The organism is Hoeflea ulvae (assembly GCF_026619435.1).
Lineage (GTDB): Bacteria > Pseudomonadota > Alphaproteobacteria > Rhizobiales > Rhizobiaceae > Hoeflea > Hoeflea ulvae.
On sequence record NZ_JAOVZQ010000001.1, the window covers coordinates 4,250,430 to 4,276,516 of the forward strand.

Below are 26,087 nucleotides of genomic sequence, written 5' to 3' on the forward strand. Positions count from 1 at the left end.
GGATCACGACAGCTTGCTGGACAGCCTTTCAAAACCTTCCTTGATCACCTGCTCCATGGCGGAGGAGGCCGCATCCGCGTCCTTTCGCTCGATTGCCTCGACGATCAGGCGGTGCCGGTTCGCAGTGGCGACATGCCGGTCGGCCTCGCCATAGGGCGAGCTCATCTTGAAGCTGGTCACCAGCGCCGCCTCGATCAGATTGCCCACCGACAACATGAACGGATTGCCCGACGCCCCATGCAAGGCGAGATGGAATTTCAGATCCGCGAGCGCGAAATTCTCGTTGGAATCAGCGTTGCTCATCTCGTCGGCATATTTGTAGAGCTCGGCGATCTCGTCCTTGCTGGCCCGCTGTGCAGCCAGCCGGGCGGCATAGGGCTCGATCGCGTGCCGCATGTCGGAGAGATGCCTGAGAAAGGTCACGTCGACGCCGGTCTCGATGTGCCAGACCAGAACATCGGCATCGAACATGTTCCAGTGCGAGCGGTTGGTGACCCGCGTGCCGATGCGGGCCTTGGGCACAATCATGCCCTTGGCCGTGAGTGTCTTCATCGCCTCGCGCAGCACCGTGCGGGAGACCCCGAAACGTTCCTCCAGCTCGTTGTCCTTGGGCAGCAGGGTTCCACAGGCATAGGTTCCCAGGACGATCTCCTTGCCAAGCTCGTTGACGACAAAGGAGTGCTGGCTGCGACTTGCGCGTCCGGAAAATGTGGAAGTGAGCAACCGTGTTCTCCTTGGCCGGTTCTACCCCCGGCTGCGCGTCTCTTGCCCGTTGTCCAGACAAGGCCCTTCTGCAATACAATAAATGCGAAAAGCAACATGCCGATCAGAATTTTGGTCCACCAACTCGACAGCGTTCCGTCGAAGATGATGTAGGTCTGTATAAGACCCATGATCAGAACGCCAATCAATGAGCCCGCGACAAATCCGCTGCCTCCGGTCAGCAATGTCCCGCCGATGACGACCGCGGCAATCGCATCAAGCTCGACGCCAACCGTCGCCAGCGAATAGCCCGCGGATGTGTAGATGGAAAACACGATCCCCGCCAAACCTGCCAGCAGTCCCGAAAGCGCATAAATCGCGATCGTGGTGCGCCCCAGCGACACCCCCATCAGCCCGGCGGTGTGGGCGCCGCCGCCGATCGCATAGACATTCATGCCGAAGCGGGTGCGGTGCGCCAGAACCATGCCGCCGGCAAACACCAAGAGCATCAGCCCGCCGATCAGCGTCAGCCGGCCCTTGCCGGGCATCAGCCAATACAGGCGTTGCAGGTAGTCGTAATACTCATGCGTGATCGGCACCGCATCGATCGACAGCACATAGGCCATGCCGCGGGCCAGGAACATCCCGGCCAGGGTGACGATGAAGGGCGGCATTTCCAGAAAATGGATGATCGCTCCCATGGCCGCGCCAAACAGGGTCGTCAGCATCAGCAGGAGCGCGAAGACGGCCAGCGGGTGTAGGCCGGTGTCGCGCAGGATCACGGCAATGAACACGCCCGAGAATGCGATCACCGATCCGACCGACAGATCGATGCCGCCCGAAATGATGACGAAGGTCATGCCGACCGCAACGATGCCCAAAAAGGCATTGTCGGTCAGCAGATTGCCGATCACCCGCGTCGACAGCATTGCCGGATATTGTGCGTAGCAGATCGCATAGGCCACCAGAAAGATCGCCAGCGTGGCAAGCAGGGGCAGAAAGCGCGCGTTCATGGGACCACCGTTTCTTTCTCGGGCTCGGCCGCGACAGCCGGTTCACGGCTGAAAAACACCAGCACAGTTCGCATCGTCGGAGATTGCAGAACCAGAATGATCAGGATGATGACCGCCTTGATGATCAGGTTGAACTCGGGCGGAAACCCCGACAGCAGAATGCCGGTATTGATGGATTGAATGATCAGCGCGCCGATCAGCGAGGCAATCAGCGAGAACCGGCCGCCAAGCAGCGACGTGCCACCCACGACCACCGCCAGGATCGCATCGAGTTCCAGCCACAATCCGGCATTGTTGGCATCGGCGCCGCGAATATCGGCTGCGGCGATGATCCCGGCCAGCGCGGCACACAGGCCCGAGGTCATGTAGACCGCGATCAGCAGAACGCGGGTATTGACCCCGGCCAATGTGCTGGCGCGCAGATTGATCCCGATCGCCTCGATCAGCATGCCCAGCGCCGAGCGCCGCACGATCAGCGTCACCAGCGCGCCGGCCAGCACGCCGATGATCACCGGCGTGGGGATGGTGAACAGCGATCCGGAACCGAAGAAGATCAGCCCTTCGTCGTTGAAGGTCAGGATGGCGCCCTCGGTGATCAGCTGCGCGATGCCGCGTCCCGCCACCATCAGGATCAGCGTCGCGACAATCGGCTGAATGCCCAGCACCGCCACCAGAATGCCGTTCCACAACCCGCACAAAAGACCCGCAGCCAGCGCCATCGCCAGGGTGGCCGCCAGGCCATAGCCTTCGGTGATTCCCCAGGCGGCCATGGCGCCGCAAATGGCCATCACCGCGCCGACCGAGAGATCGATGCCGCGCGTGGCGATCACCAGGGTCATGCCGATGGCAAGCAGCGCCACCGGGGCGCCACGATTGAGGATGTCGATCGGGCTGCCATAAAGCCGGCCATTGGCAATCGAGATCTCGAAGAAGCCGGGATAGACGAAGGAAATCAGCCCGACGATGACGGCCAGCGTGATCAGTTGCGGCAGGATCCTGCGCAGAAAAGGGGCAAGCCCGGTCACGTGACGATCTCCTTTTCAGGCGCGGCGATGGCGCGGACCATATTGTCGGTGGTGATCTCGCCGCCGACCAGTTCGGCGACATGGTGCCGGTCACGCACGACGATGACCCGATGGCTGTAGGCGACAAGCTCATCGAGTTCGGACGAGATCACCAGCAACGACATGCCTTCGACGCACAGCCCTTCGATCAGGCGGATGATCTCGGCATGGGCGCCGACATCGATGCCCCGGGTCGGCTCGTCGAGAATGAGAAAGGAGGGATTGGTCACCAGCCACCGCGCCAGCATCACCTTCTGCTGGTTGCCGCCCGACAGCAGGCCGACGGGTTTTTCCGCGTCGGAGGTGCGGATGTCGAGCTTGCGGATATAGTCATTGGCCATGGCCTTCTGCTCGCGGTCGGGAATGCGGCGCATCCAGCCAATCCGCGCCTGCAGGGCCAGCGCAATGTTCTCACGCACGCTCAGATCGGCGATCACCCCGTCGGTCTTGCGGTCTTCGGGGCAGAAGCCGAAGCCGGCTGCGATCGCGTCACGGGGCGAATTCAGATGCAGCGCCGTCCCGTCAGCGCCCCTCGCCTCGCCGCTGTCATGATGGGCCACGCCAAACAGCACTTCGGCGGTCTCGGTGCGGCCTGAACCCAGCAGACCGGCAACACCGACCACTTCGCCGGCATGAATGGAAAGATCAAACGGCTCGATGCTGCCCTTGCGGCCAAAGCCGGTGAAACTCAGCCGCGGCGCGCCGGCCGCCATGTGGGTCTTTCCCTGCGGCCGGACTTCCTGCTCCAGTTCCCGGCCCAGCATGAGATTGACCAGATGGACCCGGTCGATCTCGCTGGTGGTTTCGGTCCCGACCAGCTGGCCATTGCGCAGCACGGTGATCCGGTCGGAGATCTCGAAGATCTGGTCGAGAAAATGCGAGATGAAGACAATGCCGAGACTGCGCTGCTTGAGCGAGCGGACCACGTCAAACAGCATCCGGACTTCATGGGCGTCGAGGCTTGCCGTCGGCTCGTCGAGAATAAGCACCTTGCCCGACAACATGACCGCGCGGGCAATGGCGATGACCTGCTGCACGGCGACCGAATAGCTGCCCAGATTGCGCGTCACATCGATCTGCAGGTCATATTGCGCCAGGATCTCGCGGGCCCGCATGTTCATGGCGCGCGTGGAGATCATGCCGAACCGGGTCGGCTGGTGGCCGAGCGACAGGTTTTCCGCCACCGTCAGATTGGCCAGCAGATTGACCTCCTGGTAAACCGTGCCGATGCCGTAGGCCTGGGCGTCAATCGTGCCCTTGGGATCGATTTCCGTCCCCTCGAGCAGAATTTCGCCGCCATCGCGCCGATAGGCGCCGGTCAGGCATTTGATCAGGGTGGACTTGCCGGCACCATTTTCCCCCAGAAGCGCGTGCACTTCCCCGGCCTGAAGCGCAAAATCCACGCCATCAAGCGCAATGGTGCCTGGAAATATCTTGCGTACACCCCGGGCGCGAAGCAGCGGTGGACTGGCGTCGCTCTGCCGCATCTGGGCCTCCCGAACAGTTGAAGTCTCATCATCCCTCTGTGCGCAGATCATGGCACATCAGCTCCCCGGCAAGAATGGCGGCCGGAGCATTCCCCGGCCGCCCTTTGCCGGATCTCAGTAGCCGAGATCTTTCTTCTGCTCGTAGACAGCCATGGGGTCGTCTTTCATGGTGTAGAGCTTGGACTCGGTCTGGATAAATTTCGGCGGCATGGTGCCGTCCTTCATATAGGCTTCCAGCGCATCGAAGGCCGGACCTGCCATGTTCGGGGTCAGTTCCACCGTTGCATTGGCTTCACCCGCTGCCATGGCCTGGAAAATGTCCGGCACGGCGTCGATTGAAACAACCAGGATGTCTTCGCCTGGCTTCAGACCGGCTTCCTTGATTGCCTGGATGGCGCCGACGGCCATGTCATCATTATGCGCGTAGAGCGCACAGATGTTCTTGCCGCTATCTTCGGCCTTGAGGAAGCTTTCCATGACTTCTTTACCCTTGGTGCGGGTAAAGTCGCCGGTCTGGCTGCGGATCAGCTTGACGTTGTCATGGCCGGCAATCGCCTGCTCGAACCCGTTCTTGCGGTCAATTGCCGGTGAAGAGCCGGTGGTGCCCTGCAATTCGACGACGTTGCAGTCCTTGCCTGCAAGCGTGTCGACCAGCCACTGGCCGGCGACGCTGCCCTCATGCACCAGGTCGGACCCGACGGCAGTCAGATACAGATCATCCGACGAATCCACCATGCGGTCGAGCAGGATGACCGGAATTTCGGCTTCCTTGGCTTCTTCCAGCACGGAATCCCAACCGGTTGCGACAACCGGTGCGATCAGGATGGCGTCGACGCCCTGGGCGATGAACGACTTCAGCGCCTTGATCTGGTTTTCCTGCTTCTGCTGCGCATCGGCAAATTTCAGATCGATACCGCGATCCTTGGCCTGCTGAAGCGTCAGCGTGGTTTCCGCCGCACGCCAACCGGATTCGGATCCGATCTGCGAGAATCCGACAGTCTGCGCCAGGGCGCTGGACGACATGATGAGCATGGACGCGAGAACACCCGCTCCAAACATGGCTTTGGTAGATTTCATAACTTCCTCCCGAAAAAAGGGCTCCTGCCCGGCGGCAATAAAATCATACTATATTATTTAAGTAAACACGCCGACCGTGCCTTATCGCATCCTGCACGCAACACCCCTATGCCGGGGATGACGGCAGGCATCTCGATACACGCGCGAAAAAATTCGATTAGCGGGGCACAAGGGTCACATCTGGTCTTGCCAAATTGAATTGCATATGAAAATAATTATCATATACGAAAGCTTACGTGCCGGAAAAGGGAGGAGTTCCGGCATCAAGACGCGGCCCGTGCCCGCGCCGCGCACCCGAATTCACATCATCCTCAATCTAATCCCTGTCACCGTCGCCGGCGGCAGGAGGGCGCCATATCAACCGGGAGAAGAACCATGTCCAAGATCAAGTATATTGTGCCGGCACTGCTGCTTGCGAGCAGCACTGCCTTTGCCGACGAGGCGCTTTACAAGGATTTGCCGGGCGAATTGTCCGGGCTTTATCTCGGCGCATCCTCGGAAATGTTTCCCTCCGCCTATGATGATTTCAAGGTGGCAGACGGCGACTGGAAATGGTGCCATTCGGAATCCTACCAGGGCAATCCCTGGCGCGTGACCGTCACCAATGAATTGAAGCGCCTGGTCGAGGGCCTGTCCGAGGCCGGCATCAATGCCACCTTCGAGATTTCAGATTCCAACGGTGATGTCGGCCAGCAGATCAACCAGATCCGCACCTTCATCGACCGCAAATGCACCGTCATCACCTCCATCGTCAGCTCGTCGACGGCGCTCAACGACGCCATCAAGGCCGCCTATGATGCGGGCATTCCCTTCATCACCGCCGCCGGCGCGGTGACAAGCCCCTATGCGATCAATGTCGATTCCAATTACTACCGCTGGGGCTATGACATGATCAAAGCCATCGCCGGAACGGTCGGCGAAGACGCCACCATCATGATGGTCGAAGGCCTTGCCGGTCACCCGATCGTGCTGCAGGAAAAAGCCGGCGCGGACGCGGCCCTGGCCGAGCATCCCGGCATCAAGGTGGCCCGCACCGTCAACGGCAACTGGACCGCCAATGTCACCAAGAGCGTGCTCCTGCAGGCGTTGGCCACCTATCCCGGCCAGATCGATGCGGTCTGGACCACCGGCTCGGAATCGCGCACCGTTGCCGAAGCCTTCAAGCAGGCCGGCCGCGATGCGCCGCTGATCACCGGCTCGATCACCGGCGACGCGCTGGGCTACTGGAACGAGAACAAGGACACCTACCGCTTCGAAGGCCATGGCGTGCTGCCGCACATGACCGCGCAGACCCTGTTCCGCGCAGCCGTCCGCGTGCTGCAGGGCCAGGCGCCCAAGCTCAACACCCTGATGGTGCCGCTTCCGGTGATTTCAGGATCTGATCTGGCCGGCATGTATGAGAGCTGCATGACACCGGATGCCGTCTCGGTGTTCCCGGTTCCGGCCACCGACCCGCTGCCGGCCGATCAAATGGACGGGTATTTCAACAACCCTGCTCCGGTTCCCGGCTGGGATTACGCAAAGTCTCCCAAGGCTTGCAACTGACGCCATCAATACCCCGGTCCGGCGCAAGCCGGGCCGGGCTTTGGGAATTCCGGTCATGATCAAAGTTGAAGCCCTCTCCAAGTCCTATGGCGAAACCGTCGCGCTGCGCGATGTTTCGATCGACTTCAAACCCGGCACTGTTCATTGCGTTCTGGGTGAAAACGGCTCGGGCAAAAGCACGCTGGTCAAGATCCTCTCCGGCATTGTCACCCCCGACAGCGGGTCGATCCGGCTCGACGGACAGCCTTTGCCGCTGGGCCGCCTGCGTGACCTGCTCGATCTCGGCTTCGCCACCGTGTTTCAGGAAGTGCTGATTGCACCCGACCGGAGCGTCGCCGACAACATTATTCTTGGCCTCGACGGCCCCTTCCGCCACCGCGCCAGCAAGGCTGAACGCACAGCGCTGATCGAGAGCGTGCTCGACACGCTGGGCGCGCGCCAACTGCCGCTCGATCTGGAGGCCGGCAAATTGCCGCTTGCCGCCCAGCAAATCGTGGTGATCGCCCGCGCGCTGGCCCGCAACCCGAAAATCCTCATCCTCGACGAGGCCACCGCCGCGCTCGACCATGGTGACCGCGAAGCCGTGTTCGCGGTGATGGAGCGCATGGCCGCAGAGGGCAAACTGGTGATCTTCATTTCGCATCGCATGGAGGAAGTCATGCGCCTGTCCGACGATGTGTCGATCCTGCGCAGCGGCATGCATGCCGGCTCGTTTTCCCGCGGCAGCTTCACCGCCGCCGATCTGCTGGCAAAAATGGCGCCACCCGCACGCGGTCTCGTCGAAAAGGCCGCCGCGCAATGAACCAGACCTCGCTCGCAACCGCTGATCTGGTGCACAGTCCCGGCGCCACACCGGTGACACTCGATTTCCCGGCCGGACAGATCATCTGCCTGGCGGGACTCGACGGCCAAGGCCAGGAACGCTTTCTCGAAACATTGGCAGGCTGGAACAGACCGGCCTCCGGCGGCGTTTTCACGCCCGGCGCCAAGGGGGCCGAAAAGCTCCGCGGCGGCCGCCATGCCCACAGGCTCGGCGTTGCCTTCCTGCCCCGCGACCGGCGCGAGAACGGCATTTTTCCAAGCCAGTCGATCCTCGACAATTTCGCAATCAGCTCGTCTGCACGCGATTCATTCTTCGGGCTGATCAGCCAGAAGCAGCGCAACGAACGCTTCGCCCACTACCAGCAACTGCTCGGCATCGTCGCCGACAATCCGCGCAATCCGATCACCTCGCTGTCGGGCGGCAACCAGCAAAAGGTACTCGTGGCCCGGCTTCTGGCCAGTGAGCCGCGGGTGCTGCTGCTCAATGATCCGACCCGCGGCGTCGATGTGGCAACCCGAACCATGCTCTACCAGCTGTTTCGCGACCTCGCCGCCAAGGGCATGACCCTGGTGATCGTCTCCACCGAGATCGAGGAAGCCATCAACCTGGCTGACCGGGTCATCGTCTTCCGCGATCAGGATATTTCGGTGGAACTGTCGGGCAATGACAAGACCAATGCGCGCGTTCTTGCGGGCATGTTCGGAGAGGCCGCATGACCGCATCGACCAACAGCTTGCCGCAAGAGAATGCAACAGGTCATAGCCGGATGCTGTCCCTGCGCAGCCTGCTCGCCCGCATCGGCTTTGGCGGCACCATTCTCATCGTCCTGCTGATCCTCAATATCTGGTTCAACCCGCAACGCTTCATGCCGTCGGCCTGGGGCACGGTGATTGGGCTGGCGGCACCGCTGATCGGCGCGGCCCTCGCCTCAAGCCCCTCGATCCTGTCGGGCCGCGGCGGGCTCGACATTTCCATCGGACCGCTGATGGGCTTCATCAATGTCATCATCGTGGTCTTTGTCATGGGCCAGGCGGGGCTGACCGGACCGGTGCCGGTTATCGCCGCCAGTGTCACCATTGGTGCTGCCTTCGGGGCCTTCAACGGCTTTCTCGTCACCATCATGCGCATCCAGCCCATCGTTGCCACATTGGGCACCTTCCTTATCCTTGGCGGCCTGACCACGACCCTCGTTCCTTCCCCCAGCGGCACCATCCCCGACTGGCTCAGAACGCTCTCGGGCGGCTGGTCGGTGCTGCCGCTCGCCGGCATCGGCCTCATCTGGTTCGGCCTGACGCGAATACCCTATATCGCGCTGCTGATGGCCTGCGGCAGCGACGATCGCGCAGCCTACACCGCCGGCGTCAATGTCACGCTGGTGCGGTTTCTCGCCTATGTGCTCGGCGGCGTCTTTGCCGGTTTTGCCGCCCTGTCGCTGACCGCCCTGATCGGCTCGGCAGACCCCAATATCGGTGCCAATTACACCCTGCTGGCAATTTCGGCGGTGGCGCTTGGCGGCATCAGCCTGGCCGGGGGGCGCGGCGGACCGCTTCACGCCGTCACCGGGGCCGCGGCGATCTTCCTGCTGCAGAGCCTGCTGGTCTATTTCAACGTCTCCACCTTCATCCTGCAGATGGCCTACGGCACCATTCTGGTGATCGCCGTATCGGCCACGCAGATCGAACAGTGGCTGTTTCCCAAAGGAGACCGGTCATGATGCAGGCTGTCACGACCGCATTCAAACGCAACCGGCTCTACGGCGCGCTGCTGATGGTGGTGATCCTCCATCTCACCGGCATCGCCCTGATCGACGGTTACGGATCGATCTTCACCCTACGATCCATGCTGGTGCTCAGTGCGCTGCTCGCCGTCGCCTCCGTCGGCCAGACGCTGGTCATCATCCTTGGCGGCATCGACCTTTCGATCCCCTTTGTTGTCGGCGTCGCCAATGTCGTCGCCGCCCAGCTCTACGGCGACGGCATGGATTTCGCGCTGGTCTTCGTCATCGTCTCGCTGCTGGCAATGGGCATCGGCGCGCTGAACGGGCTGATTTCCGCCGGCCTCGGCGTTCATCCGCTGATTGTCACGCTTGGCGTCGGCACCGTCGCGCTGGGCGCCGTGCAGGAGTGGACCGGCGGCTTCCCCTCGGGCAGCGCGCCGCAATTCATCTCCGACTTCGTCTCCATCGGCGGCACACTTGGCCCGCTGCCGTTTCCCGGACTGGTTCCCGCCGTGTTCGTGCTGATTGCGCTGGTGGTGCTGGTGCTCAGGCGCACCACATTCGGCCGCCAGCTCTATGCGCTGGGCAGCAATCCGAGTGCGGCGCGCTACGCGCTGATCCGCCCGGTCTTCACCTGGACGGTGACCTTTGCCATCAGCGGCTTCTTTGCGGCCCTCGCCGGCATCCTGCTGCTCGGCTTTTCCGGCTCGGCCTATGCCGGTGTCGGCGAGCCCTATCTGTTCCAGACCATCGCCGCCGTGGTGATTGGCGGCACCGCGCTGGTTGGCGGCAGCGGCTCCTATGTCGGCACGGCCATCGGCGCGGCAGTGCTGATCGAGGTCAACACATTGCTGATCGGCCTGGGCTTCAACCCGTCCGCCGTGCAGGCGGGCCTCGGACTTGGCATTCTGGTCCTGGTCAGCCTTTATGGCCGGGAACGCACAGTGGCACAGGATATTTGACCATGACCATCACCGATCTTTTCGTCAGCGGCTGCAATCATCCCACCGGCTATTTCGCCACGTCGGATTCACCGGGGATCTCGATCTTCCGGATTGATCCGGAGCATGGATCAGCCGACCTGCTGTCGCGGTTCGCAGAGATCGAGAACCCCACCTTCGTGATTGCCAGTTCGTCCGGAGACCGGCTTTACGCAAGCTGCGAAATGCCCCTGTGGCCCGAAGGGGCGGTCACCGGTTTCGCGCTGTCGCCGGACCGCCGGACCATCACGCAGCTCAAGCGCCAGTCCTCGGCCGGCTCCATCACCGCCCATCTCAGTCTCGACCGGACCGGCCGCTTCGTTCTGGTCACCAATCATGGCTGGGACGAGGATCTCGGCGGCCGCGACCAGGCGCTGGCAATTGTCGCCGTCGATGCTGAAACCGGCGTCGGCGAGATTGCGGCCAGCGCCCGCCAGACCGGCACCGGCCCGCAATTGCCGCGCCAGGGCCGTTCGCATCCCCATGCGGCGCTGACAACGGCCGACAACCGGCATGTCATCGTCTCTGACCTGGGCGCCGACGCGCTGATGGTCTATCGCTTTGACGATCAAGACGGCATGATTGCCCTGGCGCACACCATTGCGCTCGAGCCCCGCACCGGCCCGCGCCACCTCGCATTCTCGCATGGCGGCGCCTTTGTTCATGTCTGTGGCGAACTGGATTCCTCGGTCACCAGCCTGAAGGTGGATCTCGAGACCGGCATGCTGGAGATCATCGGCCGATGCAGCACCATCCCCGCGGACTGTTCGCTCCTCAACCACACCTCGGAAATCGCCCTCGCCCCGTCAGGCCAGCATCTTTATGTCGCCAATCGCGGCCATGATTCGATCAGCCGGATCGCCATCGATGCCAAGACAGGCATGCCGCGGCTGATCGAAAACGTGGCCAGCGGCGGCAAGACGCCACGGCACTTTGCCTGTTCGCCCGACGGCGAGGTCATGGCGATCGCCAATCAGGACAGCGACCGGGTCAGTTTCCTTGCCATCAGCCGGGACGACGCGCTGCAGCCGCTGGATTTCCACCTCGACATCGGCACGCCGACCTGTGTCGGCTTCCTGCCCGCGAAATCATGACATGAGCAGCGTTCCCCTCCCTGTCGGCCGAGATCCGCCAATTTGCAAAGCCACCCGATTTCGGGCAAAGCGATGGCTGGGTTTGACCGGACGAGGATCGCATGAACGACACACCGGAATCAGATGACGTGAAGAGCGGCAAATACACCGCACCCGCTCTGTCCAAGGGGCTCGACATTCTGGAGCTGCTGGCCTCCGATGCCGACGGCATGCGCAAGAGCGATATCGCCAAGGCGCTGGACCGCTCGATCAGCGAGATCTTCCGCATGCTGGCGGTGCTGACCGAGCGGGGTTATGTCTCCTTCGAGCCGTCGACGGAACGCTATGCCCTGACCACCAAGCTGTTCGAGATCGCCCACCGGCATCCGCCGATCCGGCGCCTGTCCTCGGTCGCCATCGAAACCATGCGCAAGCTGGCGCTTGAGGTGAACCAGTCGATCCATCTGGCGATCCAGCATGGCGACGACATCCTGATTATCGCCCAGGTTGACGCGCCCGGAAACAATGTCACCAGCGTGCGGCTCGGCGCGCGCGTGCCGATGCTGCAGACCGCGTCGGGCGCGGTTCTGTTTGGCGCGCTGAGCCAGAGCGAGAGCAAGAAATTCCTGCAGCGCGCCAAGAATGGCGAGCCGGACATCCTCCAGTCCTTCCTCGAAAATGTCCGGACCTTCGAGGAGCGCGGCTATTGCGAAAGCCGCTCGGCGGTGATCGAGGGGGTTTTCAACATCTCGGTCCCCTTGCGGGACTATTCCGGCGCCATCATCGCCGCGCTGACCATCCCCTTCATCACCCGCCTGCGGACGCCCCATTTCGTGTCGCGCGAAGAGACCCGCGCAAGGCTGGTGGAAGCCGGCCAGGAAGTCACCGCTTTGCTGGGTGGCAATGCCTTTACCGGGGCCTGACCGACAAACAATATATAAAATCTACTTTCGCAGATGAAATATTTCGGCTAGGTTGGCTTCGGTTCTGTGGAGGTCCGAATGGCTGATTTGGTAGTGTTGAAGGGGATGACCTGGTCGGACCCGCGCGGGTATGATCCGGTGGTGGCGGCAGCCCGTGAATTCGGCAAATTGCATCCCGGCGTGTCCATCGAATGGGACAAACGCTCGCTGCAGGGCTTTGAGACCACGCCGGTCGAGGAGCTTGCCGCGCAATATGATCTGATGGTTATCGACCATCCCCATGTCGGCTCGGTGGCGGACCGCGGCTGCCTGCTGCCGCTCGAAACCCATGCAAGCGAAAATGCCCTCGCGGAACTGGCCAACCAGTCGGTGGGGCGCAGCTTTCAGAGCTATTTCCTGCACGGGCATCAATGGGCCCTGCCGATCGATGCGGCCACCCAGGTGCAGGCGCACCGGGCCGACCTGTCGCCGCGCGTGAATAGCTGGGCCGAGGTGATCCGCAAGGCCGAGCACGGCCATGTCATCTGGCCCTTGCGCTCGCCGCATGTGCTGATGAATTTCTACACGCTCACCGCCAATATCGGCCGCCCCTGCGCCACCAGCTTCGGCGATCTAATCGACCCGGAAACCGGCCGTCACGCGCTCGAGCAACTCCGCGCCGTCTCGCGCCACATGGACGAAGCTTTTTACAAGATGGACCCGATCGCCGTGCTCGACGAGCTGTCCTCTTCGGACCGCTACCACCTGGCGCCGCTGGTCTATCTCTACAAGGGCTACGCCAATGAGGGCTACCGCAAGCACCGGATCCATTTCACCGACATGCCGGTGCTTGGCCGCAACGGACCGCTGGGCTCGGCGCTCGGCGGCACCGGCATGGCGATCTCGGCTAAAACCGTACACCCGGAATTGTGCACCGAATTCGCCCTCTGGGTGGCCGGTGCCGCGTGTCAGCGCGGGTTGTATGTCGAGGCCAATGGCCAGCCGGGCAATGCGCTCGCCTGGAGTGATCCCGCCGTCAACGCCGCAACGCTGGACGCCTATTTCAACACCCGGCTGACCCATGAAACCGCCTGGCTGCGGCCGCGCCATGACGGCTACATGCAATTTCAGGAAGAAGGCTCCGAAATTGTCGCCGAAGCGCTGCGCGGCCGGATTGAGCCGGATCGGGCTGTTGCCCAGCTGAACGAACGGTTTCGCGCCAGCTTCGCCAATGGAGACCAGTCATGACCATGTCGGATCTGCCGCTCGAAGGCGTGCGCGTCCTCGATTTCAGCCAGTTTCTCGCCGGGCCTTACGCCTCGCTGCGGCTGGCCGATCTGGGCGCCGATGTGGTCAAGGTGGAGCGCGCCGGCAAGGGCGACCTGTCGCGTTATCTCTATGTCTCGAATGTCTCCGTCGAGGGCGAAAGCACCATTTTCCACGCCATCAACCGCGGCAAGCGCTCGCTCGAAATCAACCTCAAGGCCGATACCGACCGGGCCCGGCTGCAGGATCTCGTCGCCGGCGCGGACATCGTCATCCAGAATTTCCGACCCGGCGTCATCGAAAGGCTGGGTTTCGGCTATGAGGCGGTCAAAGCGCTCAACCCGAAAATCATCTATGGCTCGATCAGCGGCTACGGCGCGGACACCGCCTGGAATGCCCTGCCCGGCCAGGACCTGCTCACCCAGGCCCGCTCCGGCGTGATGTGGCTCAGCGGCGGCGCCGATGACGGCCCGGTCGCCATAGGCCTGCCGGTGGCCGACATGCTCGCGGGCGCGGCACTGGCACAAGGTCTGCTGGCGCTGCTGTTTCGCCGCGAACGCACCGGCAAGGGCGGGCTGGTCGAAACCAGCCTGCTGGAAGCCATCACCGATCTGCAGTTCGAACTGCTGACCACCCATCTCAACGACGGCGGCCGCCTGCCCGAGCGGCAACGCGAGAACCCCGCCCATGCCTATCTGGCGGCGCCCTATGGCGTCTATCGCACCGCCGACGGCCACATTGCGCTGGGCATGAATGATCTTGGCGAGCTGTGGACCCATTTCGGCGTAGAGACGCCGCTTGCCGGGCTCGATGCATTTCGCGACCGGGATGCCGTGTCCGCAGCCCTCGGCACGGCGCTGGCCCGACACCCGACCGGGCACTGGATGGACATTGCCATGGCGCAGGATTTCTGGGCCGCACCGGTGCTGAGCTGGGACGAGACGCTGGCCTCCGGCGTGCTGCAGCAACTCGACATGCTGCAATCGGTGGCGCTCAAGGACGGCCCGTTGCACACAACCGCCATTCCGATGCGGATTGACGGCGCCAGGCCAAAATCGGAACTGGCGGCGCCCCGGCTGGGCACCGCCAATGCATTGCTGAAAAGCGGCTGGAGCTGAAGATGCCGGCGCGCTGTTCAAGCGCGCCGCGTCCCCAAAACCCCGAATCCGGTCAGATGTCTGCGACCACGTCCTGACGCTGCGCGCCAAGACCTTCGATGCCAAGTTCGACAACATCGCCGGCCTTGAGAAACTGCGGCGGCTTCATGCCGAGGCCGACGCCGGGAGGCGTCCCGGTGGAGATGATGTCGCCCGGATGCAGGGTGAAGAACTGGCTCAGATAGCTGATCAGATGGGCGACGCCATAGACCATGGTTTTGGACGAGCCGTCCTGCATGCGCTTGCCGTTGACATCCAGCCACATGCCGAGGGCTTGCGGATCGGCGACCTCGTCCGGGGTGACCAGCCAGGGGCCGGTCTGGCCGAAATTGTCGCAGGACTTGCCCTTGGTCCACTGCCCGGCGCGTTCAGCCTGAAAGGCCCGCTCGGAGACGTCGTTGATGACGCAATAGCCGGCAACATGGTTGAGCGCATCGGCTTCCGAGACATATTTCGCCGGCTTGCCGATGACCACGCCGAGTTCGACCTCCCAGTCGGTCTTTTCCGAGCCGCGCGGCACGATGATCGGATCATTTGGACCGCAAATGGCGCTGTTGGCCTTCATGAAGATGATCGGCTCCGGCGGCACCTGCGCACCGGTTTCGGCAGCGTGGTCGGAATAGTTCAGGCCGATGCAGACGAACTTGCTGGTTCCGGCAACGCAAGGGCCCAGGCGCGGAGAGCCCGAGACCAGCGGCAGGCTTTCGATATCGACCGACTTGAGCGCATCAAGATCGGTCAGGACCGCGCCCGACAGGTCCGAAACCTTGCCGGAAAGATCCCGGATATTGCCGTTTGTGTCCAGAACACCGGGCTTTTCCTGACCCGCTTCACCAAAACGCACGAATTTCATACCATTCTCCTGTTTAAACACGGACCCTGCTGACGCTTCTGACAGCAGCTCCTCCATGATGACGTTGCCCGCGTTTGCAAGCATGGTCCGAACGCCGGCCCTGCGAGCAAAATACACATTCTGTGACTTATTGCAGGTCCGGAAATCAACCTTGACCTGTAAAAATCCGATACCGGATTGTCAGGTGGTCCACCCGCCATCGATCACATGCAACTGGCCGGTGGTAAAGCCTGCCTCGTCGCTGGCCAGATAGGTTGCGAGTGCTGCAATCTCTTCGGGTTTGCCCAGGCGGCCCATCGGCTGGCGGTCCAGAAACGCCTTGCGGGCGGTTTCATAGTCGCCCATGGCCCGCATCCGGTCTTCCAGTGACGGGCTTTCGACAGTGCCAGGGCAGATCGCGTTGCAGCGGATGCCTTCCTTGATGAAATCGGCCGCGACCGATTTGGTCAGCCCGGCGACAGCTGCCTTGGTGGCGCTGTAGGTGAAGCGGTTGGGCGGCCCGGTGACGGCGCCCGCCACCGACGACATGTTGACGATCGAGCCGCCGCCGGCAGCCCGCATGCCCGGCAGCACGGCGCGGATCATGTGGAACATCGACTTGACGTTGAGATCGAAGGCGAAATCCCATTCCTCCTCGGTGGCATCAAGGATCGAGCCGGCATGGACGAAGCCCGCGCAGTTGAACAGCACATCGATCTGGCCGATATCCGCCACCAGGGCTGCGATTGCGACCTTGTCGGTCACGTCGAGACGGCGGGTTTCGATTCCGGTCTCGCCATCCAATCCGGCCAGCACCTTGTCGTTGATGTCGGTGGCGATGACCCGGGCGCCTTCCTGGGCCATGCGCAACGCCGTGGCCTTGCCGATGCCCTGGGCACTTGCTGTTGCAAGAACGGTCTTGCCCTTCAATCTCTGCATTTCAGTCTCCAAGAAAAACGGATCTACGCGGCCGGAAGGCAGGCAGGCCCGATGGGGTCAAATGATTTATAGGTCAGAATGAATTCCCGGTGTCCCAGGGCTTCCGATTTTGTCGGCGCGCCCGCAGCCACATTGACCACAGTGTCATAAATCTCGCGACCGACCTGATCAAGGCTGGCCAGGCCTTCAATGATGGCGCCGGCATTGACATCCATGTCGTCACTCATGGCGCTCCAGGTGTCGGGATTGGCGCAGATCTTGATCACCGGCGAGATTGCCGATCCGACCACCGACCCGCGCCCGGTGACAAACAGGGTCAGATGCGCGCCGCTGGCGATCATCTCGACGATCTCGGCATTGTCGGAAATATTGGGAAAGCCGAAGCGCACCTCGCCGTCGGGAACAACATCCATAAGATAAAGCCCGCCACGCGGCGGCACATCGCCGGGTTTGATCAGCCCCGAGATCGGCGAATCGCCGGATTTCACATAGGCGCCGAGCGATTTCTCCTCGATTGTCGAGAGCCCGCCGGTGGCATTGCCGGCAGCGAAACTGCCATAGCCGAGCGTGTCGTAATAATGCGCCGCCTTGGCCACGGCAGCGCGCAGCTCATCGGCCAGTTCCGGCGTTTCGGCCCGCGCGGCCATCACCTCCTCGCAGCCGATCAGTTCGCCGGTCTCCTCGAAAATGCAGGCCGCCCCTTGCGCCACCAGCAGGTCGAACGCCTTGCCGGCGGCCGGATTGCCGCTGATGCCGCTGGTGCCGTCCGAGCCGCCGCAGATGGTGCCGACCACCAGTTCGCTGATCGCCATCGGAACGCGCGGCACGTCGGCAACCTTGTCCAGCGCCTCCCTCACCCATTCGCGCCCGGTGGCAATGGACTTGGCCGTACCCTTGTTCATCTGGATCACCAGCGTCCTGACCGGCCGGCCGGAGGCCTCGATGGCATTGTGCAGCCGTGGCTTGTTGAAGCTCTCGCAGCCCAGCGAAATCAGCAGCGCGCCGGCCACATTCGGATGCGTGCACAGTCGCTCCATCATCACCTGGGCATATTCATTGGGGAAACAGCCGGGAAAGCCGATGACCTGGACATCGTGATCGCGGAAATCCTGGGCGATTTCCGAGGCGACGAAATGCGCGCATTCGACCAGATAGGCCACGACGATGGTGTTGCGGATGCCCTTGCGGCCGTCCTTGCGCTGGTAGCCGATGATGCCGCTCATGATGCTTCCCTTTCCACGCCGTCATTGTCGCGCAGCGAATAGGTCGGCGTGTAGTCGCTGCGGATATTGTGGACATGCACATGCCGACCGGCCGCGATGTCGGCGGTGGCGCGGCCGATCGGCATGCCGTATTTGACGATGACATCGCCGGAGGCAATCGCTCTGGCGGCCACCTTGTGGGCGCGCGCAATGGTCTCGGCCAGCACCAGGTCGTGGCCGTCCACAGAGATCGAGGTGCCCGCTTCCACCGTCTTCAGGGCCACTAGCACATTGTCGTCTGCATGCAGGCGCAAAAACGCATTCATCATCCGGCGTCCTTCATCTCGACCAGCAGGATATGATCGGTCGCCAGAACCGTCTCGCCCTTCTGGTTGATGATCTCGCAGCGTTCGATCACCTGTCCCTGCCCGGGCCGTTTCGGATCCGGCTTTTTCTCCGAGATCGTCACCCGGGTGTGGATCGTGTCGCCGATGAACACCGGCCGGATGAAGCGCAGCCGGTCATAGCCATAGGAGAAGGCCACCGGATTGATAACGCTGGCGGTGAGCCCGATGCCGATGGAAAACACCATCGTGCCATGTGCAATGCGCTGGCCGAACGGCAGCGTCTTGCAGAATTCGGCATCTAGATGATGCGGAAAGAAATCACCGGTATGGCCGGCATGGACCACGAAATCGGTTTCGGTCATGGTCCGCCCCACGGTCTCGCGGGTGGCGCCAAGCTGGTAGTCTTCGTAATAGGTCTTTTCGGTATGCATGTTCTAGTCCTTGCTGGCCAGCGGCGTGGCGGGGGATGCGCTGCTGCGGTAGGCGGCCTCGACCAGCGCCATGGTGTCCCGGGCATCCTCGACACTCGAGATCAGGCTCTCCTCCTCGCCGGTGGCAAAGCGCTGCATCTGCGCCATCCGGTGGGTGAAGGCGTCCGGGAACCAGGCGCCCTCAAGCGGGATCTGCTGCCAGTCTCCGCCGGTGTTGAGCCACAGCTCATCGGGCTCGCCGCGCGGATAGTCGAGATTGACGCCGAGCTTGACATAGGCGGCGCCCTCGAGCCCGCAGATGCGGAACTCGCAGGCCTGGAACTTGCGCCCGAAGGAATGGTTGTGGTTGATCGACAGCGCACAACGTACCCGGTCGCCATAATCGAGGATCGCCGATGTCCGGGTCTGGGCGATCGTCGATGAGGGATGGCCGATGCTCTTGGCGTGCACGCCCTCGGGATTGCCCAGAATGCTGCGGACGAAATCGAGATAATGGATCGAATGCAGCGAGAGCTCCACCCGTGGAGCCTTTTCCAGAAATGTCCACAAATGCCAGGGCGTGTCGAGCGCCAGCCAGGCGTCGAAATCCACCACTTCACCAAGCAGGCCCTGGTCGATGGCATCGCGCAAAGCCAGCATCATCGGCGAAAACCGCAGCTGGAAATTTACCGCGGCGCGGAGCTTGCGGGCGCGGCAGATGTGAAGGATCTCGCTGGCGCCGGCCAGATCACTGCCCATCGGCTTTTGCAACAGCACCGGCGCGCCTTCGGGCAACAGCCGCAGGATGCCGGCATGGGCGTCGGGCGGTGTCGCCAGATCAAACACCACGCCATCCTGGGAGGCAGCGGCTTCGGGCGTGTCATAGGCGGTGATGCCCCAGACCTCGGCCAGCGCCCGCGCCTTGGCGAGGTCGGGATCATAGATGCCGCGCACCGGGAAACCGCCATTGCGGTAGGCCGGCAAATGCGCGTCGGTGACAATCGAACCGGCGCCGAAGATGACGACCGGCATCGGCTGCGCCAGGCGCGGCCAGCTCTGCCTGAGTTCGGGTATTGATGGTTTCTCAGTCAAGGTGAAACACATCCTCCATCATCGCCCACCACTCGCCGTCGGCGCGGCTTTCGAGCGGCGCCTGAAGCGGCATGCAGACATCCCACCAGCGCTGGGTTTCCGGGTCAGCCGCCATTTTCGCGGCATCGGCGGCGAAATCCTCGCCGTGATATTCCCAATAGCCGAACAGCAGGTTTTCCGGCTCACGCAGAAAGATCGTGTAGTTGCGGATATTGCATTCGCTGATCCTGGCCAGCACGCCCGGCCAGACATCGGCGTGGAGTGCCTTGTACTCGGCAATCGTCTCAGGCTTCAGTCCGATCACCATTCCCATGCGCTGCATGATGTCCTCCTAGGCCCTGATGTCGACAGACAGGCCGTCAATCTTCGAAGCGGCAATTGCGTCCCAGTCCCAGGCAATGCCGAGGCCCGGCTCGGAGGACGGAATGGCCCGGCCATCCTCCATCTCCATCCCCTGCGTGGTCAGTGTATCAAGCTGCGGAATGTATTCCAGCCAGGGCGCATTGGGGATGGCGCAGACCAGGCTGACATGCAGTTCCATCAGGAAATGCGGACAGACCGGCACATTCTGCGCTTCGGCCATGTGGGCAACCTTGAGCCAGGGCGTGATGCCGCCGATGCGGGCGACGTCGACCTGCACGATCGACGCGCCGCCGAGTGTCAGGTAATCCTTGAACTGGCTGATTGAATACATGCTCTCGCCGACTGCGATCGGAACACTTGTGGATGCGGCCAGCCGCACATGCTCCATCACGTCATCAGCCGGCATCGGTTCCTCGAACCAGGCAATGTCATGCCGCTCGAGCATGCGGGCGCGCCGCATTGCCTCGGCCCGGGTAAAGCCCTGATTGGCGTCGGTCATGATCTCGTAGCCGGGGCCGACGGCCTCGCGCACGGCGCGCAACCGGGCGTCATCCTCGCTCAGATGCGGACGGCCGATCTTGATTTTCGAGCCGGAAAATCCCTTGGCCTGCGCTTCCAGCGCATCATCGACCAGCGCCTGGGTTTCGATATGCAGCCAGCCGCCCTCGGTGGTGTACATCGGTACGCTGTCCTTGGCGCCGCCGGCCATCTTGTAAAGCGGCAGCCGCGCCCGGCGGCAACGCAGATCCCACAGCGCGGTATCGACTGCGGCCAGCGCCAGCGAGGTGATCGCGCCAACCGCCGTGGCATGGGTGGAAAACAGCAATGTGCGCCAGATGCGCTCGATGTTGTCGGCATCCATCCCCAGCAATTGCGGCACCAGCGTATCGCGCAGCAGAGACATGATCGCCGGCCCGCCCTGCCCGATCGTGTAGCTGTAGCCGGTCCCGGTGGCGCCGTCGGAATCGGTGATGCGCAGGATCGGCGTTTCCTGGCTGACAAAGGACTGGATCGCGTCGGTGCGGCGGACCTTGGGCTTGAGGTCGACCATGGAGATTTCAATGCGCTCGATAATGGCCATGACTACCTCAGCGATTGTCCGGTTTCGGAATCAAACAGATGGCACTTGCTCAGATCGAGCTGGAACCGCAGCGTCTCGTCAATCGCGACGGGCCGCGGATTGAGCATCTTGGCCTGCACCTGCTCCCCGGAGATTTCGCCGAACAGCAGCGTCTCGGCGCCCAGCGGTTCGGTCAGCGAAACGCACATCTCTATCTCGGCGCTTTCGCTGCCCTGCGGCAAGGCATGGCCCATCGGCATCAGATTGTCGGCCCTGAACCCCAGAATGACCTTGCGCCCGGCCTCGACGCCCCTGAAAGCCGAGGGCACCGGCAACCGCACATCCGAGGCCATCTCCAGCGTCTCGCCATCAGCGGCAATGGTCGCCGGGATCAGGTTCATCGGCGGCGAGCCGATAAAGGTGGCGACAAAGGTGTTGACCGGGTTCTCGAACACTTCGAGCGGCGTGCCCTGCTGCTCGATATGGCCGTCACGCATGATGACGATGCGGTCCGCAAGCGTCATCGCCTCGACCTGGTCATGGGTGACATAGATGATGGTGGTCTTGATCTTCTGGTGCAGCTTCTTGATTTCCACCCGCATCTGGGCGCGCAGCTTGGCATCGAGATTGGACAGCGGCTCGTCAAACAGGAACACGTCGGGATGCCGGACAATGGCGCGGCCCATCGCGACCCGCTGGCGCTGCCCGCCCGAGAGTTCGGCAGGCCGGCGGTCGAGATAGTCACTGAGGCTCAGGATGGTGGCTGCCTCGTGAACCGCCGCATCAATCTCGTCTTGTGATTTCTTGGCGATTTTCAGTGTGAAGCCGAGATTTTCGCGCACCGTCATATGCGGATAGAGCGCGTAGTTCTGAAACACCATCGAGATATTGCGCGACCGCGGCGGCAGGTCATTGACCAGCGCGTCACCGATATAGACCTCGCCACCGGATATTTTCTCCAGGCCCGCAATCATCCGCAAGGTGGTGGACTTGCCGCAACCGGAGGGGCCAACGAGAACGACGAATTCGCCATGCGCAATATCGAGATCGATGCCGTGAACGACGCGCAGCGATCCATATTTCTTTTCTACTTCTTTGAGCTGAACCTGAGCCATGACTATCCCTTGACGCCTCCGAATGTGAGGCCTGCAATGAGGTGCTTCTGGATGATGAAGGTGAGGATCAAGGCGGGGATGATCATCACCACCGCCAATGCCGACATGCCGCCCCAGTTCAGCGTGAACTCCGAGGTGAAGTCGAGCAGCCCGACCGGCATGGTCTTGGAGTTCACCGAGCGGGTGAGCTGGCTGGCCAGCGCATATTCATTCCAGGAGGTGAGGAAGGCGAAAATGCCGGCCGAGGCGACGCCTGCCTTGGCGACAGGAAACTCGACTTTCCAGAACGCCTGCCAGCGTGTGCAGCCATCGATCTCGGCGGCTTCGGCCAGTTCGCGCGGCACCTGTCGGAAGAACCCGTCGATGAGCCAGATCGTGAACGGCACATTCATGGCGACATAGGCCAGGATCAGCCCGAAATGAGTGTCGATGATGCCGAGCCGGGCGAAGACGATGAAGAGCGGCAGCGACAGCGCGATGCCGGGAACGGCGCGGGTCAGCATCATGCCGACAAAGATCGCCGCCTTGCCGCGAAACTGGTAGCGCGCAAAGGCATAGCCGCCGGCCATGCCGACAAAGATGGCAATAACGGTCGAGGTGATCGAGATGATCAGCGAATTGGTGAAATAGCGGACCACCGGAATACCGCCCTCGCCAAGTGCTCCGAACATGGCGCGGTAATGATCGAGATTGAGCTCGTTGGGAATCCAGACCGGCGGCTTGGCCATGATCTCGACCGTCGGGCGGAACGAATTGAGCACCACCCAGAGCCCCGGCAGGCAGATGATCGACATCGCCACGAACAGGGTAACGAAATGCAGGATGGCAAGAGCCCGACGGTTCAGCCGATGTTTGGCGTTGAGTTCCATCTGATCAGCCCCCATTCCGACAATTTGACGCGACGCACTGAGCTTGCGGAAGAAGAAGATGGTGAAGAAGATCGCCAGCACGATGGAGATATAGCCCATGGCATTGGCCAGCCCCATCTTGGCGTCGACATAGCCGGTGCGCGCCAGCATGGTCCAGATCAGTTCGGTGCGGTGCGCCGGACCGCCATTGGTCATGATCTTGACGATGTCATAGGCCCGCGCCACATCCAGGCTGCGGATGGCCAGCGCAATATTGATGAACGGCATGATGAAGGGCAGCGTGATGTGGCGAAAGGTCTGCCACGAAGTGCATCCATCCACCTGGGCCGCCTCCAGCGGATCCCGCGGCACGGCGAAAAGCCCGGCCAGGATGAGGATCGCGAAGACCGAGGTCGACATCCACACCTCGGCAAAGATGATGGCGAACATCGCCAGCTTGCCATCGACCAGCCAGGGGATGGCGGCTTCGGTCAGGCCCAGAGATTGCAGGGCATTGTTCATCAGGCCGATATTGTCATTGAAGATGAACTTGAACTGGAAGCCGACCAGGATCGGCGAAAACATCATCGGAAACATCATGATGGTTCGCAGGCCGCGCTGGCCCCACGTCACCTTGTTGACCAGCAGCGCCAGTCCGAGACCCAGCAGCATTTCCAGATTGAGCGCCACGGTGAGCAGGAAAACGGTCCGGCCGAAGGCCCACCAGAACCCGGCATCGCCGAACAGCCGCACATAGTTGCGCAGGCCGATCCAGGAGAAGATGCTCTCCGGCCGGGTCAGGCGGTAGGCGGTGAAGCTCGAATAGAATGAGAAAAGCAGTGGCACCAGCACCACCGCCGCCAGGATGATCAGCGCCGGCAACAGGAGGCTAAGCCAGGGCGGCAAATTGAACCGTCGCATTTGATATCCCGCATTGCATGAGAAAAGGGCGGAGCCGGCCGCTTGGGTCGGCTCCGCCAGCCTTGGGAGGCCGGTCAGTAGACGCCGTTGTCCCGCATCATTTCGTCAACGGCTTCCGATGCCGAGGCCAGTGCTTCGTCGACGGTCTTGTCGCCGAGAATGGCTGCCTGCAGTTCCGGGAAGATCAGGTTGCCTGCCTCGATCCAGTAGGGCGTCGGCGGCACCGGGAAAGCCGTCTTGGCGGTTTCCTGGAAGGCCTGCAGAACTTCGTTCTTGTAGGCATCATCCTTGGCCTGCTCGATCACATAGTCCCAGACCGCGGTGCGTGTCGGCAGCGGGCCGGCACTTGATTCGAGCTTCTGGCTTTCCTCGCTGGTCAGGAAATCGACCAGTGAAGCGGCCGCTTCCTTGTGGGCGCAATCCTCCGTGACCGAGAAGCCGTGGAAGCCGGACCATCCGGTGCGCACGCCGGCCGAACCCTTGGGCGCGGGCGCTACGCCGACATTGCCGGCCACCTTGGAGGCCGAAGGATCATTGAAAAAGCCCGACCAGCCCGGCCAGTCGAGATTGAGCGCGATGGTGCCGGAGGCAAAGCCGTTGCCGAGATCATCCCACAGATAGTTGGTCGTGCCGGGCGGAACCGCGCCGGCCTTGTAGAGATCGACGAACCACTGCAATGCTTCCTTGCCGGCATCCGAATTGAACGCGGGCGAGAAATCGTCATTGAGCATCTTGCCGCCATTGGCGACGATCAGCTCATAGAAGCGGCCGTTGATGGCCTCGTCCTTGCCCGCATATTGCGTGCCGTAGAAATTCGGCGGATCGGCGAAGAATTCGGCCTGCTCGCGGAACTGGTCCCAGGTCTCGGGCGGAGCCAGATCATAGCCATATTCGGTCTTGAAGGCTGCGGCCTTGTCAGCGTCCTCATAGAGGCTCTTCTGATAATACAGCGCCGAGACGTCGAACTGCGCCCTCGGCAGCATCACCAGCTTGCCGTCCAGTGTCGCGGCACTGATATTGGCCTGGACGAATTCGGCAACCGTGTCCGCCGGGATCAGAGCCGACAGATCGGTGTAGAGCGCCGGATATTGCGAGGCGAAGGACGAGTGGTTCGAGCCCACGCACCAGCCGGTGGTTCCGGCGGCGATGTCGGACTTGAACTCCTTGTCGAGCTCGAAATGGTTCTTCTTCGAGATGATCGTGACCGTGGCGCCGGTGTCTTTCTCCCATTCGGCAATACGGCCATACAGCTTTTCATACTGCTCGCCGCCAATCAGCTTGGCCTCGAGCGTCACTCCGTCAAACTCACCTGCGCCGGCGGATGCGGTACTCAGCAACAGCGCGGCAAGGATCAATTGCAAATTCGAACGTTTCATCGGTTCCTCCCAATTTCCATCCTCTGCGGCGCGGTTTGGCCAGGGCCTCCAGCCCATCAGGGATTTTTGTATATAAACGTAAGTTTCAGATATGTTCAAGGCGAAAAATTCCGAAGGGTGGAAAACCCGCTTCCCGGCCCCTGAGAGCAGGCCGGCAAAGACAATGCGGAATCGCTGCCTTCACCGCCTTGCAAAAGCAGACAAACCCTGCCGGGTATGGGCTCGGCGCCGGTGTCAGGCGGTATCGGCGGGGCGACCGTTGCGGTATTTCACCGTCTGCAGATGCTCGCAGTAGAGCACCAGTTCATCCTCGCCCTTGAACACCTCGTAGCTGACCCGCACATTGCCCAGTTCATCGGTGCGCGGCGTCTTTTCCAGATTGGTGCGGACCGTGTGAATGGTGTCGCCGATGAACACCGGCGCGATGAAGCGCAGCCGGTCATAGCCATAGCTGAAGGCATGGATATTGTTGTTGGCCATCAGCCCGAGACCATAGGAAAACACCATGGCCCCGGCCACCAGGCGGCGCTTGAACAGCCCGTCTTCGACCGCGAAAATCTCGTCGGCGACATAGGGATGGTTGTCCATCACCAGGCAGTTGAAGCTCATCGCCTCGCCTTCGGAAATGGTCCGACGGATCGAGCGGACCTTCTGGCCGACCTCGAACTCCTCATACATCCAGGTCTCGACATTGTACAAAGGGATGTCGCGTTTGTCGGTGTAGTAGCCGTCTGCCATGGTTCCGAATCTCCTCTGGGCGCTTGACGTTTTTCTTA

Annotated in this window: 25 protein-coding genes and 2 pseudogenes; 9 read left to right on the top strand and 18 right to left on the bottom strand. The window is 62.1% G+C overall.

Annotated features, from left to right (window positions below; genetic code table 11):
- Positions 1-3 precede the first annotated feature (3 nt).
- The 5 genes and pseudogenes from OEG82_RS20260 to ytfQ form a co-directional block, all read right to left on the bottom strand.
- Positions 4-723, bottom strand: coding sequence for a FadR/GntR family transcriptional regulator (locus tag OEG82_RS20260; RefSeq protein WP_267614162.1), 720 nt, complete (start codon positions 721-723; stop codon positions 4-6).
- 47 nt (positions 724-770) lie between these two features.
- Positions 771-1,715 (bottom strand): annotated as a pseudogene (gene yjfF / locus OEG82_RS20265) (galactofuranose ABC transporter, permease protein YjfF); the annotation flags it as partial.
- Entirely contained in the window at positions 1,712-2,740 is a 1,029-nt protein-coding gene (locus OEG82_RS20270) for an ABC transporter permease (protein ID WP_267614163.1), read from the bottom strand. The pseudogene yjfF and the gene OEG82_RS20270, both read right to left, overlap by 4 nt.
- Complete coding sequence (locus OEG82_RS20275; protein WP_267614164.1) at positions 2,737-4,266, bottom strand: sugar ABC transporter ATP-binding protein; 1,530 nt, start codon at positions 4,264-4,266, stop codon at positions 2,737-2,739. Before OEG82_RS20275 ends, OEG82_RS20270 begins: the two co-directional genes overlap by 4 nt.
- 114 nt (positions 4,267-4,380) lie before the next feature.
- The gene (gene ytfQ / locus OEG82_RS20280) at positions 4,381-5,343 is read right to left on the bottom strand and encodes a galactofuranose ABC transporter, galactofuranose-binding protein YtfQ (RefSeq protein WP_324288967.1); all 963 of its coding nucleotides are present in this window, start codon (positions 5,341-5,343) and stop codon (positions 4,381-4,383) included.
- A gap of 375 nt (positions 5,344-5,718) precedes the next feature.
- Here ytfQ and OEG82_RS20285 point away from each other — a divergent pair, with 375 nt between their 5' ends.
- The 9 genes from OEG82_RS20285 (at position 5,719) to OEG82_RS20325 (ending at position 14,767) form a co-directional block, all read left to right on the top strand.
- Positions 5,719-6,888, top strand: a complete 1,170-nt coding sequence (locus tag OEG82_RS20285) for a substrate-binding domain-containing protein (RefSeq protein WP_267614165.1) — start codon at positions 5,719-5,721, stop codon at positions 6,886-6,888.
- 55 nt (positions 6,889-6,943) lie between these two features.
- The gene (locus OEG82_RS20290; protein WP_267614166.1) at positions 6,944-7,690 is read left to right on the top strand and encodes an ATP-binding cassette domain-containing protein; all 747 of its coding nucleotides are present in this window, start codon (positions 6,944-6,946) and stop codon (positions 7,688-7,690) included.
- Positions 7,687-8,427, top strand: coding sequence for an ATP-binding cassette domain-containing protein (locus tag OEG82_RS20295; RefSeq protein WP_267614167.1), 741 nt, complete (start codon positions 7,687-7,689; stop codon positions 8,425-8,427). Before OEG82_RS20290 ends, OEG82_RS20295 begins: the two co-directional genes overlap by 4 nt.
- Positions 8,424-9,425: an ABC transporter permease gene (locus OEG82_RS20300; protein WP_267614168.1), complete on the top strand. Its 1,002-nt coding sequence runs from the start codon at positions 8,424-8,426 to the stop codon at positions 9,423-9,425. The genes OEG82_RS20295 and OEG82_RS20300 overlap by 4 nt, the downstream gene beginning before the upstream one ends.
- Complete coding sequence (locus OEG82_RS20305; RefSeq protein WP_267614169.1) at positions 9,422-10,390, top strand: ABC transporter permease; 969 nt, start codon at positions 9,422-9,424, stop codon at positions 10,388-10,390. The genes OEG82_RS20300 and OEG82_RS20305 overlap by 4 nt, the downstream gene beginning before the upstream one ends.
- Positions 10,391-10,392: 2 nt before the next feature.
- Positions 10,393-11,502: a lactonase family protein gene (locus OEG82_RS20310; protein WP_267614170.1), complete on the top strand. Its 1,110-nt coding sequence runs from the start codon at positions 10,393-10,395 to the stop codon at positions 11,500-11,502.
- Between the two features lie 101 nt (positions 11,503-11,603).
- Entirely contained in the window at positions 11,604-12,404 is an 801-nt protein-coding gene (locus OEG82_RS20315) for an IclR family transcriptional regulator (RefSeq protein WP_267614171.1), read from the top strand.
- A gap of 78 nt (positions 12,405-12,482) precedes the next feature.
- On the top strand, positions 12,483-13,631 hold the full coding sequence (locus tag OEG82_RS20320) for an extracellular solute-binding protein (protein ID WP_267614172.1): 1,149 nt from the start codon (positions 12,483-12,485) through the stop codon (positions 13,629-13,631).
- Positions 13,628-14,767 carry a CaiB/BaiF CoA transferase family protein gene (locus tag OEG82_RS20325; protein WP_267614173.1) on the top strand — a complete coding sequence of 380 codons (1,140 nt, stop codon included), beginning with the start codon at positions 13,628-13,630 and terminating at the stop codon, positions 14,765-14,767. Before OEG82_RS20320 ends, OEG82_RS20325 begins: the two co-directional genes overlap by 4 nt.
- 52 nt (positions 14,768-14,819) lie before the next feature.
- On the opposite strand, the gene OEG82_RS20330 is transcribed toward OEG82_RS20325, so the two are convergent.
- From OEG82_RS20330 to OEG82_RS20390, 13 genes and pseudogenes are all read right to left on the bottom strand, one after another.
- Positions 14,820-15,659, bottom strand: a complete 840-nt coding sequence (locus tag OEG82_RS20330) for a fumarylacetoacetate hydrolase family protein (RefSeq protein ID WP_267614174.1) — start codon at positions 15,657-15,659, stop codon at positions 14,820-14,822.
- A gap of 180 nt (positions 15,660-15,839) precedes the next feature.
- Positions 15,840-16,577, bottom strand: a complete 738-nt coding sequence (locus OEG82_RS20335) for an SDR family oxidoreductase (RefSeq protein WP_267614175.1) — start codon at positions 16,575-16,577, stop codon at positions 15,840-15,842.
- 23 nt (positions 16,578-16,600) lie between these two features.
- Positions 16,601-17,800 carry a UxaA family hydrolase gene (locus tag OEG82_RS20340; protein ID WP_267614176.1) on the bottom strand — a complete coding sequence of 400 codons (1,200 nt, stop codon included), beginning with the start codon at positions 17,798-17,800 and terminating at the stop codon, positions 16,601-16,603.
- Positions 17,797-18,105, bottom strand: a complete 309-nt coding sequence (locus OEG82_RS20345) for a UxaA family hydrolase (protein ID WP_267614177.1) — start codon at positions 18,103-18,105, stop codon at positions 17,797-17,799. The genes OEG82_RS20340 and OEG82_RS20345 overlap by 4 nt, the downstream gene beginning before the upstream one ends.
- Positions 18,105-18,557, bottom strand: a complete 453-nt coding sequence (locus OEG82_RS20350; RefSeq protein ID WP_267614178.1) for a MaoC family dehydratase — start codon at positions 18,555-18,557, stop codon at positions 18,105-18,107. The genes OEG82_RS20345 and OEG82_RS20350 overlap by 1 nt, the downstream gene beginning before the upstream one ends.
- Before the next feature lie 3 nt (positions 18,558-18,560).
- On the bottom strand, positions 18,561-19,568 hold the full coding sequence (locus tag OEG82_RS20355; protein WP_267615022.1) for a Gfo/Idh/MocA family protein: 1,008 nt from the start codon (positions 19,566-19,568) through the stop codon (positions 18,561-18,563).
- A gap of 52 nt (positions 19,569-19,620) precedes the next feature.
- The gene (locus tag OEG82_RS20360; RefSeq protein WP_267614179.1) at positions 19,621-19,950 is read right to left on the bottom strand and encodes an L-rhamnose mutarotase; all 330 of its coding nucleotides are present in this window, start codon (positions 19,948-19,950) and stop codon (positions 19,621-19,623) included.
- 9 nt (positions 19,951-19,959) lie between these two features.
- Positions 19,960-21,072, bottom strand: a complete 1,113-nt coding sequence (locus tag OEG82_RS20365) for a mandelate racemase/muconate lactonizing enzyme family protein (RefSeq protein WP_267614180.1) — start codon at positions 21,070-21,072, stop codon at positions 19,960-19,962.
- Positions 21,073-21,074: 2 nt separating this feature from the next.
- A complete protein-coding gene (locus tag OEG82_RS20370) occupies positions 21,075-22,166 on the bottom strand; it encodes an ABC transporter ATP-binding protein (protein ID WP_267614181.1) in 1,092 nt (363 codons plus the stop codon).
- Positions 22,167-22,168: 2 nt separating this feature from the next.
- Positions 22,169-23,035, bottom strand: a complete 867-nt coding sequence (locus tag OEG82_RS20375; RefSeq protein ID WP_267615023.1) for a carbohydrate ABC transporter permease — start codon at positions 23,033-23,035, stop codon at positions 22,169-22,171.
- A gap of 15 nt (positions 23,036-23,050) precedes the next feature.
- A pseudogene (locus OEG82_RS20380) lies at positions 23,051-23,935 on the bottom strand (carbohydrate ABC transporter permease); the annotation flags it as partial.
- A gap of 74 nt (positions 23,936-24,009) precedes the next feature.
- Positions 24,010-25,311, bottom strand: a complete 1,302-nt coding sequence (locus OEG82_RS20385) for an ABC transporter substrate-binding protein (protein ID WP_267614182.1) — start codon at positions 25,309-25,311, stop codon at positions 24,010-24,012.
- A gap of 234 nt (positions 25,312-25,545) precedes the next feature.
- On the bottom strand, positions 25,546-26,049 hold the full coding sequence (locus OEG82_RS20390) for a MaoC family dehydratase (RefSeq protein WP_267614183.1): 504 nt from the start codon (positions 26,047-26,049) through the stop codon (positions 25,546-25,548).
- Positions 26,050-26,087: the final 38 nt, after the last annotated feature.